The sequence below is a fragment of the Kitasatospora sp. NPDC034023 genome (assembly GCF_055575795.1).
The window spans coordinates 102,618-112,926 of the sequence record NZ_JBVIRY010000034.1 but is presented as its reverse complement, the minus strand read 5'-3'; the positions used below and the strand labels follow the sequence as shown (position 1 = coordinate 112,926).

The following is a 10,309-nucleotide window of genomic DNA, read 5'->3' as shown; positions in this document are numbered from 1 at the left end:
CGCCTGGAACTTCGAAATGGAACAAGATAGAGCACCGCCTCTTCTCCAAGATCAGCAGCAACTGGCGCGGACGCCCGCTGACCAGCCACGAGGTCGTCGTCAACACCATCGGCGCGACCACCACTCGCACCGGGCTGACGGTGCACGCTGAACTCGACCCCGGCGCTTACCCGACCGGCGTCACGGTTTTGGACGAGGTCATGGCGGCCCTGCCGCTGACCGCGCACGACTGGCACGGGACGTGGAACTACACCCTGCGGCCCGAACCGCCGGCCCGGGTGCCGGTCCCGACCAGCGAAGACCGTACCCAGCCCGACGACCGGGCCCCCGGCTGGCTGCACCATCCCACCCTCACCGGCATGGACACCGGAGCGTTCGCCGACCTGCTGGCCGAGGTCGAGCAGTACCTCCTCGACCACCCGCCGATCAGCCTGCACCACAAGCGCGCCCGGCACCGCACCCTGCGGCGCGGGCCCCTCTCGCTGTCCGACCGACTGCTGGTCACCGTCATCCGCCACCGCTGGAAGACCCAGATCCGGGTCCTCACCTCTCTGCTCGGCTCGCCAGCGGCCGCCGTCGGCGACGCCCTGCACGAGATGACCCCCATCCTGGAGGCCCTCGACCGCCGCGCCCGCCCGGCACCGATCACCGCACCCACCGCGGCAGACCTCGCCGACCTCGTCGGGCGAACCCACACCAAGAACGCCAAGTAATTAATCGGCGGCTCCCAGGGCGGCGTCGTTCTGGAGATGTGTCCGGTTTGATCACATGATGCCCAGTGTGCCGAGCGGGCGGGCGGCGTCCCGGGCGTGGTGACGGATGCCTGCGGCGATGTTGTCGTGGCCGGTCAGTCGCAGCGCACCGATGGCGAGGTTGCGCAGGGTGGCCATGGCGCGGGGCGCGGTGCCGGTGCGGACGCGGGAGGGGTCCTCGGCGTATGCGGTGTCACGCACGTGATGGATCTTGTTCTCGACGCCCCAGTGCTCTCGGACGCGCTGCGCGATCTCCACCGGACCGGCGTGCTCGGGCGTGAGGCTGGTGACACCGTAGACGCATCGGCGAGTTGGCCCAGGCCAGCTGGGATGGGCGATGATGAACAGGCAGGCGCCCGCTGACCTGCAACTTCAAGATGGACGCAGCTCATTGGGCTCCGGGCTCGCAGTCGGCCCCAGCGGCAGAGTAGCTGACTGGGTGAGGCTTGTGGTGGCCCGGCAGCGGGTCTGCCGGGCCACGTTCGGTCAGTGGGTGTCGGTGCGCTTTTCGAGGCGGGTGCCGTGGCGAAGGGTGATCGACATCAGGTCGCTGGGAACGTCCAGTTCCAGGCGGTGCCAGCGGCCACGGGGGACGATCACCGCGGTGCCTGCCTGCAACCGCACCATGTCCTCGGTGCCGCCGGGCCTGTCGGAACGGAAGTAGAGGCGGATGCCGCCGGTCAGGCAGCACACCGCTTCCTCGGCCTGTGGGTGCATCTCCCAGTGGTCGGCGTGAACGTCGGCGTCGGTTTCCACGTGGAACGTGGCGATCTGCCAGGCGCCGGAGTCGCTGCTCGTCATCTGCCGTTCGACGGCTCGGACGTCGCCGTCGGGGTGGAAGTGCAGCGCCGAGGCGAACAGGTCGATGGGGGTCGTCGTCATGATGATGTTCCTTCCAACTGGCTCTCTGTGGGGGCGGTGGGTCGCGGGAGAGGTGTGACGGCCCGGCGGCGCGGCAGTACGCCGATGGCCACGACCGTCGCGAGCACGAAGAGGGCGGCGGCGATGGCCAGGCCCAGGGCGTAGCCGTCGTTGAGTGCGGCGGGGTCGGTGGCCGTGCCGGTGTGGTGTGCGGCGATGGTGGCCAGGGCGGCCAGGCCGATGCAGCCGCCGAGTTGGCGGGAGCTGTTGAAGAGGCCGGAGGCCATGCCGGCCTCACGCGGAGCGACGCCGGTGGTCGCGGCGGCGGCGACCGGGGCCAGCACCAGTCCGGTACCGATGCTGGTGACGAGGGACGGGCCGAGTACGTCGGCGAGGAAACTGCCGTCGGGGCTGATGAGCGCGAACCAGGCCAGGCCCGCGGCGGCCAGCAGGGCGCCGGGCACGAGCGATGCGCGAGGTGTGCGGGTGGAGGTGATGCGGGTCGCGGCGACGGTGCCCGCGACCAGGCCTGCGGAGAAGGGCAGGAACGCGGCGCCGGTTGCTGCGGTGCCCATGCCCAGGACCTGCTGCATGTACAGGGACACGAAGTAGAACGCCGTGAACTGCCCGGCCGCGGCCAGGAACACCAGCACGTTCGCGCCGGCGACCCAACGGCTGCTCAGGAGGCCGAAGCGCAGCAGGGGTGCGGTGACTCGTGACTCGGCGATGACGAAGGCGGCCAGCAGCGCGACCGCGGCGGCGAGGGTCGCCCACGTGATCGGGGAGCCCCAGCCAAGGGTGTCGGTGCGGACGACACCGAACACCAGTAACCCGACTCCACCGGTCGCCAGGACGGCACCCAGCACGTCCAGCCTCTCGCGCCGGGCGGGCTGTGCGCCGGCGGGCACGCCTGCGGGCACCAGCGCGAGAGCCGCCACGACGATGGGCAGGTTGATCAGCATGACCCAGCGCCAGCCCGCGTACTCGGTCAGCAGCCCACCTGCCAGCACGCCCAGCGCGCCGCCTGCGGCGTTCACCGCGCTCCACACCCCGAGCGCGCGGGCGCGCTGGGGGCCTTCGGTGAAGGTGGTGGTGAGCATCGCCAGCGCGGCCGGCGCGACGGCAGCGGCGCCCAGGCCTTGCCCGGCGCGGGCGGCGATCAGTTGCCAGGGTGCCTGAGCCAGTCCGCCCGCCAGCGAGCACAGCCCGAAAACGGCCAAGCCCAGCACGAACAGTCGACGCTGGCCGTACAGATCGCAAGCGCGGCCACCCAGCAGCAGTAACCCGCCGAACGTGAGCGCGTAGAGGTGCACGACCCACGACAGGTCGAGCGGCGCGAATCCCAGCGCTGTGCGGATCGCGGGCAGTGCGACGTTGACCACCGACATGTCCAGGGCGAGGACGAACTGGGCGACGGCTGCTGCCGCCAGCACCGCTCCGGGGCGCCCCCGTAAGTTTTTATACATGTAAGGAAAGTAGCGCGAAGGGATCGCCGCTGTCGACACCTGGGGGATGATGGGAGGCATGCCGCAACCGTCCGCACCGCGTAAAACCCTCGGCCGACCTCCCCGCATCCTCCTTGCGGAGGTCATCGAGACGGCCAACCGGATCGTGACCGAGGAAGGCGTGAACCGGCTGACCATGCGGCGACTGGCCACAGAGATCGGCAGTACGCCGATGGCGCTCTACCACCACGTCCGCAACAAGGAAGACCTGCTCGTCCTGCTACTGGACGACTACGCCACGCGGACACTGCGCCGACCCGAACTGCCTGCCCACCCTCGCGAGCGGATCGTCGCCGCTGCCGCCGCGATCCACGAGGCGCTCGCCGCCTGCCCCTGGATCACTGAGGTGCTGACCGCCGACGACTTGATGTCCACGTCCGCACTGTGGTTCGTCGAGCAGATCGTCGATGGCCTGGTCGAGTGCGGACTGACCCCTGAGCAGGCCGTGCGCGGCTACCGCGCGATCTGGTACTACACCGCCGGTGAAATCATGGTCCGCGCGGCAGCGACCCGGCGGCGCGCAGACGATGACCGTGCGACCTACCGGGAGCAAGTCTTCGCCGATCTCGACCCGGGCGAGCTTCCCCGCTTGGCACAGGTCGCGGACCACTGGGCGTCGCTGACCGCTGAGGACACCTACCTGGACGGGCTCCGAGCCCTGGTGGACGGCCTCCTCACCACCCGCTGACGGACCGCAGCCGCCAATGAACGCGTCAACGTCCTGCACCGCTGACATTCTGCCAACACACCAGCGCGTCTCCTCTGTCGAGCATGGTCGCCTTGAGCTGGGGGCGCAGCCGCCACTCCTCGCGGGTCTGGGTCGCCGAAACGTACGTGACGTTGAGTGGGTATTCGGCAAGATGCCGGCGCCCGGGCTCATGGCAGTGAGTCGGCCTGGGCGTTCACCTGGGACAATGCCCGGATCGTGATCGCCAATGCCATCGTCATCGTCATCGTCATCGGAAATGCGAAAAGTGCGAAAGTGCCTTCCGTGCCGGGAAGATGAGGCCTTGTCGAAGGTCTCTGTCAACCCGGCAGGGAAGGCACTTCTGCGTTCGCACGACGGCCCAACGGGCTCCAGCCGGCCGGACAACACCCGGCCGCACCCTGATCGGCGGCCAGCCGGGCGGCGAGCGGGCCGGCGGGGCGGGGCGGGGCGATGCGGGTCCTGCGCTCTCCGCCGGGCCCGTGCAGCCGCGCGCCGAACCCGCAACGACTGCACCAGGCCGTCCGTTTGGAGTCAGGACCGGTCGTACGGGCAGTCAGGCTCTGTGCTGTACTACGTGCTCTTCCGTGTACACCGTGCCGCACCTTTGGAGCCACCTCTCGATGAGCGTCACCTGCCCGACGTGCGCCGCGGCGGACGAGACCATCGCCGTACGGAAAGCCCTGTTGGATGCTGACCGGCCCCTCGACTCGCCGACGCGGGAGCTGCTGTCGATGCCACCCGAGCCCGGGGGCACGACCGGGGCCGCGATCACCCTCTTCGTCCTGGCCGGCCTCTTCACCCTGCTGGGACTGCGCACGCTGTTCTCCGGAGACGGCGACGCCGGCTCCGACGCCGCCTACCAGGTCGGCTACCACTACGGCGCGTTCCTCGTCGCCGCGATCCTGCTGGGGATCGGGCTCACCATCCATTCCGACCACCGAAGCCGTCGGAATGACACCGCGGGCGAGTGGCCGCGGACCTACGACCAGTGGCAGCAGCTCCAAGGGGTGTGGCGGGCGAGTTGGCTGTGCCGACGATGCCGCGTCGCGTTCCTTCCCGCCGCGTCGCTGCGCCCTGACTTCGTCGCCTCGTCCGCGATACCCGTGGCGCAGTTCCCGCAGTGGACGGCGGCCGTCGCGCGACAGGACGACCACCCCGGCGCCCCGGCCGCTTCGGACTGATCGCCGCCGGCCTTTCCCCGAGATCGCCTCCGGGGGTTCACAGCTGCGCGCGCGTGCCGCGTCCGAGGAGGAGTCAGCCGGACCGCGGTGACAGACGTAGGGGACGCCGCTCGGCACGGCGTCCCCTCTCACGCGCGGGGCGCGGCGCGCAGGGCGGCGGGCGGGCTCAGGTGGCGGGGAGGCTGCTCGCCAGCTCCCGGAAGCGGGCGGAGGGCCGCATCATGCCGTTGTCCCCGACGTTCAGGTTCTCCAACCAGCCGTCCCGGTACCAGAAGATCGACGAGGTCAGCGGGGCCGGATCGTTGGCCTGGAGCTGCTTCGACAGGTCGATCATGAAGCGGATCGCGTTCAGTGACGCGCCGCTGCGGATCGGCGCTGCGCAGAACGCGTTGTTCGTCGGCAGGGTGACCAGGGCGCCGTGGGGCAGCTCGACCCCGCCGAGGGCGTTCTCCAGGCGCAGGGCCTGGGCGGCGCCGGGCCACACCCCTGTCCCGTTGACGGCGTAGAGGATGTCGCCGTTCGACGCGTTGAAGGACTGCCGGTTGAGCTGCTCGGTGGCCAGGTTGGCGAAGGCCCGCTCCCAGAGCTCGGCCCGGCTGACGCTCCACTGGTCGGCGGCGTGCTCGGCTATCGACAGGGCCTCGGTCGTCCCGCCCCGCTTCCCGCCGTTCACGCACAGGACGACCGACAGTTCGTCGTCGATCTGCCGGGCCATGGGGTCGGGCCCCAGGGTGCGGGTCGGGGTGACCAGGAGCCGCAGCCGGTCCCGGACCTCGAAGACCGAGATCGCGGCCAGCGCTTTGCACGGGCCGTGCTCGTCGCACAGCGGCTTCGGAAGGTTCTTGCGGTTGCCGAACAGCGGCATGGGGGGCTCCCACGGGTCGGTGCGGTGGTCGGACCAAGGTCACAGCATCCCACCGGAGTTCGCTGCCGTCCCATGGATCGTCCGATCCTCGGACTGCGTCCGGACGGTTTGTCAGGGTGAAGGCCCCGAACCCTGGAACCCAAGGTCGGCTTCGGGGCGTTCACCTTGTGCCGTCAGAGCCCGAAGTTCCAGTCGACGATCATCTGCAGCAGGTCCTTGCGCTCGTCCACGAAGTCCATCGCGATCACGCCGTAGTGCGCGCGTTGGGAGATGCGCGGCGTCAGGTAGTCCTGGATGGAGGGGTTGACGACCTTGGCGATCCTGTACGGATCCTCGGGGAAGGCGCTGGCGCTGGCGAAGTGGATGTACAGCTTGCCGTCGTCCTGGTGGTAGAACGCCGTGTCCAGTCCAGCCCTGACCCGCTGGACCTTGCGGCTGGACCCGTCGCCGAACTCGTCCTGCAGCCAGATCCGGTTGCTGTCCCCCCACCGCAGGGGGTCGTAGCGCCCGTCACCCCAGGTGAAGTCCGACATGATGGGGACGATCTTGCCGCGCACCTGGCCCAGGGTGGGCAGCCCGTCGGGCAGCGAACCGGTCTTGGGGAGCCAGAACCACGGCCGGTAGTTGCCCTTCCCGTCCATGCCGTCCATGTAGTAGTTGAAGATCTCGCTGAACCGGTAGTCCTGCCCCTCGGTGTATTCCTTCCTGATCCGCATGATGATCGTCTCGCGGGGGTTCGACTTCAGGAAGTCGATACACAGGTTCAGCACGTCACCGAAGTTGATCTTCTGGTAGATCTTGTCGTGGTGGATGGTGAAGACATCGCCCATCACCTGGCATCGGATGTCGAGGAATCGCACCCCCGCCTGGAGCTGCTGGGGGATCCGCCACTCCTGGCACTGGGCATAGCCGAAGGCGCCGCCGTCGTAGAGCGCACAGGTCTCGTGGGTTCCGGGGATCGTCAGTTGCGACAGCTTCACGTTGTCGCCCAGCAGCGACATCCACTTCTCGGTGGGGCGGCGGACGAGGCGGTCCGGTGCGGCGGAGGCCAACGCGCCCGAACCGGCGACGCCCAGCGCACCGGTCGTGGCCGTGAGCGCGGCGGCTCGGAGAAGGGTCCTACGGTTGATCGGCATACAAGAAACCTCCGGAATCGGAGTCCTGATGGGTGATCGGATGCGAACGTCTCTTCTGTCGACTCCAACGGGCCACCGCCCGGGCCCGGTTCATCGTTCGCGAACCGCCCGGCCGCGTGGCCACCGGCTACCTGCTGATCGACGCCGTTCTGCGCCCCGCGACCCGTCCGGGTGCTTCGACGCGGAGCCGATGTTCGGCGTCGAGTTCAAGCACCCCGAGAAACGCGGCCGCTTCGGTGAGTCCGGCCCGCAGATCGCGCAGGGGTCCGGCCCTTTCGAGCGGCCTTCGCGGGATCCCTAGCCGTCCGTCCGCTTGATCCACTCGCTGCCGCCCAGCGGGTAGTCGTAGCCGGGGCGGTTGACGTCGGCGCTGGTGCGGAAGGGGGTGCCCCCGTTGTCGAGGCGGATGGTGCCGCGGCGGCTGCCGCTGGACCAGTCCAGTGCGAGGTCCCATCGGACGTCATGCGCCTTGGTGTGCGCGGTGACGTAGAAGACCTCGGGGTCGGACTTGCTGACCTTGTACGGGAATTCGCGTTGGCCGCCCTGGACGGTGATCACGGGACTGCCCCGGTCGAGGTCGATGTCGAAGGACTTGGTGTCGACCTCGCCGCCGCAGCCGACGCCCATCGAGTAGTCGTTCCAGGCGAGCGGCGCGCCCTTGGCCGTGACCCGCACGTGCAGTGCCTCCAGGACAACCGTGTCCGCTCCGGTGCCCTGGACGGTGAGGGCGATCTCCTGCTCGCCGGAGGAGACCGCGCCGTAGGCGGCGGACCAGCGCGGGGCGTCGCGCTCGGGGGCGGGCGGCCCGACCTGGGCGGGCGCGCTGTTGACGAGGAAGTGCTGGCTGCACGGATCGGCGTAGACGTACGGGCGGACGCCGACGGTGAGCGGCGCGGGCGCGTCGCCGGGCGGGGTGGGAGTGGCGGTCGGGCTCGCGGGCGCATTCTCGGCGGTGGAGGCGGTGGAGGCGGTGGGGCCGGAGACGGATGGTGCCGGTACGGCCCCCGGGCCCGCCGTCGTGGCACCGGCCGCCGGCCGGCCGACCGTATCGTCGTCGCCGCCCCAGACGGCGGGACGCACGACCACCACGACGGCGGTCACCAGGGCGACGGCCGCGGCGGAGGCGATCAGCGCGCCACGGTGGCGCCGAGGCGGGGCGGGCTCCGCCACCCCGACGACCGGCTCCCCGCCCGTGCCCCCTGCGGAGGGGGGTTCCACCGGGGCGGCCGGGGCCGTCGGTTCAGTCCGGGGCTGCTGCGCGACCGGGGCCTGGGCCTGAACCTGGGCCGGCGTCGGAGTCGGCGTCGGTTCCGGTTCCGGGGCCCGATCCGTCCGGCGCCCCCGCGCCGCGTCCGCCAGGATCCAACTGCGGTGCAGTTCCACGAGCTCGTCCGGAGTCGCCCGGCACACCCGTGCGAAGCGCTCCGCCGACACGTACTCGTTGGGCAGCGCCGTGCCGTTGCAGTAGCGGTGCAGCGTCGAGGTGCTCGTGTGCAGCCGCTTGGCCAGCGTTCCGTAGCTCAAGCCAGAGCGGGTCTTGAGTACGCGCAGCAGCCGCGCGAACTCCTCCGTCGCCGCGGCCCCCATGTCCTCCGCCACCCGTCCCCTCCATTCCCCCCGCGTCCCGTTCCAGCGTTCCAGGCCCGTTCCACCCCTGCTGGTCAGAGCCACAATCGCCGTTCCACCCTACCCATCGGGGCGTCAGACGTGGCGGGTGGGACGGATCACCGCACAAGCTTCGGTCATCCGATCGACCCACCACCCGACCGACTGCCGAAAGGGGCACGACCACATGTCCGTCCGTACCTCCCGCACCCGTCTGATCACCGCCGCCGCGAGCGTCGCGTTCGCCGCCTTCTCGATGACCGCGTGCAACGACAGCGGGGACATCGCGACGGCAACCGGCCCGTCGCTCAGGGCCACCGTGCCCGCCGCGACGCCGGCCTCGCCGACGGCCCCCGCGACATCCGCCGCCCCGTCCGCCGGCACCGCCGTCTCCACCGGCAAGCCCCCGGCCGCCGCGCCCCAGCCCACCGGCCCGAAGCCCGCCACCGGCACCCCCGCGCCGAAGACCCCCGCAGCACCCGCCGCCCCCGCGGCCGCCAACCCGAGCACCTGCGAGGGCTCCAACACCAAGACCACCGCCGCCCCGCTGAACCGCCCCGTGAACCACATGCTGCTCACGGTCACCAACACCGGCTCCGGCATCTGCTACCTCTACGGCTACCCGGCCGTCCGGTTCGGTGAGGCCCAGTCCCTGCCCCCGGTCATCACCGACTCGAAGCCGCAGGCCGTCGTCACGCTCAAGCTCGGCGAGTCCGGCTACGCCTCCGTCAACCTGTCCTCCACCGACGGCATCGACGGCTCGAACGGCCACACGGCGCCGTCCCTGGTCGTCTACTTCCAGGGGCGCTCAGGCAACGAGAGCGTCGGCGCGGGAGCCCACCCGTCGCTGCCCGCGAACGGCGTCTACGTGGACGACTCCCTGAAGGTCACCTACTGGCAGCAGTCGCTGGACGACGCCGTCTCCTGGTGACTCCGGCAACACCCGACGAACCGGGAGCAAGCACGAACCGACAGCACCCGACCGGAAAGCAGGCACGCCACCATGCGCCACACGCCCCGCAGAATCGCCCGGCTCCTGGCCGTCAACGCCGGCGCGGCCTTCCAGGTTCTTGTCCTCGGAAGTCCGGACGACCCGTGCCTCTCGCGGGAAGCCGCCGTCACCCGTCGCTGATGTCTGATGCCTGACGCTCGCGGCGAAGGTCCTGAACCTGCCACTCTTCGCAGCGGACAACGGTCTCGGCCGGTGCTCCTGGATCTCTGGGATACCGACATCGCACCCGAGTTGACCCCGCTCTACAAGCGACACGGGCTCCTGCTAGGCCGACGCCATGAACGCCGCCGGCACCACGCTGTCACAGCTGCCACCGCTCGACATCACGGAACTGTGGGACAGTACGTGATCCAGGAGGCGCTCGGCCACCACCCCGTCACCCCGTCCGTTTCGCCTCCAGGACCTGAGCCCGACGGCGAGACTGTCCCACTCTGCCCCTCCGGGCTGCGAGACTTGGATCATGACTACCGATCGTCCCACCCTTTCGCTGCCCGCCTTCTCCGAGCCCGCCATCGACGCGCCCGTTCCCGCCTGGTCCGACGGGCGTCGGCCGCTGCCGGTCGAGCAGGGCGCCGATTTCCGCCAGCCGCCGCGCGAGACCGTCCCCGTACCCGCCCCGGCCCGGCGCCCGCTCGCGGTCGGCGGACTGACCTTCTCCGACCCGGAGCGGCAGGGCTGACGGT

General features: G+C 70.4%; 12 protein-coding genes. 6 read left to right on the top strand and 6 right to left on the bottom strand.

Translation table 11 applies throughout. From position 1 onward, the window contains the following. A partial coding sequence (locus tag ACZ52R_RS34415) for an ISAzo13-like element transposase-related protein (protein WP_465754774.1) occupies positions 1-713 on the top strand: 713 nt, incomplete at its 5' end. 51 nt (positions 714-764) lie between these two features. Here ACZ52R_RS34415 and ACZ52R_RS34410 read toward each other — a convergent pair. The 3 genes from ACZ52R_RS34410 to ACZ52R_RS34400 all read right to left on the bottom strand — a co-directional run bounded on the left by ACZ52R_RS34410 (position 765) and on the right by ACZ52R_RS34400 (position 3,079). Beyond that, a complete protein-coding gene (locus tag ACZ52R_RS34410; RefSeq protein WP_465624001.1) occupies positions 765-953 on the bottom strand; it encodes a hypothetical protein in 189 nt (62 codons plus the stop codon). Positions 954-1,238: 285 nt separating this feature from the next. Beyond that, positions 1,239-1,634 (bottom strand): cupin, encoded by a 396-nt coding sequence (locus ACZ52R_RS34405; protein WP_465623999.1) that lies wholly within the window; start codon positions 1,632-1,634, stop codon positions 1,239-1,241. After that, positions 1,631-3,079 (bottom strand): MFS transporter, encoded by a 1,449-nt coding sequence (locus ACZ52R_RS34400; protein ID WP_465754773.1) that lies wholly within the window; start codon positions 3,077-3,079, stop codon positions 1,631-1,633. The genes ACZ52R_RS34405 and ACZ52R_RS34400 overlap by 4 nt, the downstream gene beginning before the upstream one ends. A gap of 58 nt (positions 3,080-3,137) precedes the next feature. Here ACZ52R_RS34400 and ACZ52R_RS34395 point away from each other — a divergent pair, with 58 nt between their 5' ends. The 3 genes from ACZ52R_RS34395 to ACZ52R_RS34385 all read left to right on the top strand — a co-directional run bounded on the left by ACZ52R_RS34395 (position 3,138) and on the right by ACZ52R_RS34385 (position 5,008). Further along, positions 3,138-3,806 (top strand): TetR/AcrR family transcriptional regulator, encoded by a 669-nt coding sequence (locus ACZ52R_RS34395; protein WP_465623996.1) that lies wholly within the window; start codon positions 3,138-3,140, stop codon positions 3,804-3,806. Positions 3,807-3,962: 156 nt separating this feature from the next. Continuing rightward, a complete protein-coding gene (locus ACZ52R_RS34390; RefSeq protein ID WP_465623994.1) occupies positions 3,963-4,124 on the top strand; it encodes a hypothetical protein in 162 nt (53 codons plus the stop codon). A gap of 323 nt (positions 4,125-4,447) precedes the next feature. Further along, entirely contained in the window at positions 4,448-5,008 is a 561-nt protein-coding gene (locus tag ACZ52R_RS34385) for a hypothetical protein (protein ID WP_465623992.1), read from the top strand. A 166-nt stretch (positions 5,009-5,174) separates the two neighbouring features. Here the strand turns inward: ACZ52R_RS34385 and ACZ52R_RS34380 are convergent, their stop codons facing one another. The 3 genes from ACZ52R_RS34380 to ACZ52R_RS34370 form a co-directional block, all read right to left on the bottom strand. Next, positions 5,175-5,873, bottom strand: a complete 699-nt coding sequence (locus tag ACZ52R_RS34380) for a hypothetical protein (RefSeq protein WP_465623991.1) — start codon at positions 5,871-5,873, stop codon at positions 5,175-5,177. 173 nt (positions 5,874-6,046) lie between these two features. Then, complete coding sequence (locus ACZ52R_RS34375; RefSeq protein WP_465623989.1) at positions 6,047-7,009, bottom strand: phosphatidylinositol-specific phospholipase C; 963 nt, start codon at positions 7,007-7,009, stop codon at positions 6,047-6,049. Between the two features lie 297 nt (positions 7,010-7,306). Beyond that, positions 7,307-8,608: a helix-turn-helix domain-containing protein gene (locus ACZ52R_RS34370; RefSeq protein WP_465623987.1), complete on the bottom strand. Its 1,302-nt coding sequence runs from the start codon at positions 8,606-8,608 to the stop codon at positions 7,307-7,309. A gap of 193 nt (positions 8,609-8,801) precedes the next feature. Between ACZ52R_RS34370 and ACZ52R_RS34365 the strand changes: the two genes are divergently transcribed. Both ACZ52R_RS34365 and ACZ52R_RS34360 read left to right on the top strand, forming a co-directional pair. Beyond that, positions 8,802-9,545: a DUF4232 domain-containing protein gene (locus ACZ52R_RS34365; RefSeq protein ID WP_465754772.1), complete on the top strand. Its 744-nt coding sequence runs from the start codon at positions 8,802-8,804 to the stop codon at positions 9,543-9,545. Between the two features lie 541 nt (positions 9,546-10,086). Continuing rightward, a complete protein-coding gene (locus ACZ52R_RS34360) occupies positions 10,087-10,305 on the top strand; it encodes a hypothetical protein (RefSeq protein ID WP_465754771.1) in 219 nt (72 codons plus the stop codon). The last annotated feature ends 4 nt before the right edge of the window (positions 10,306-10,309 follow it).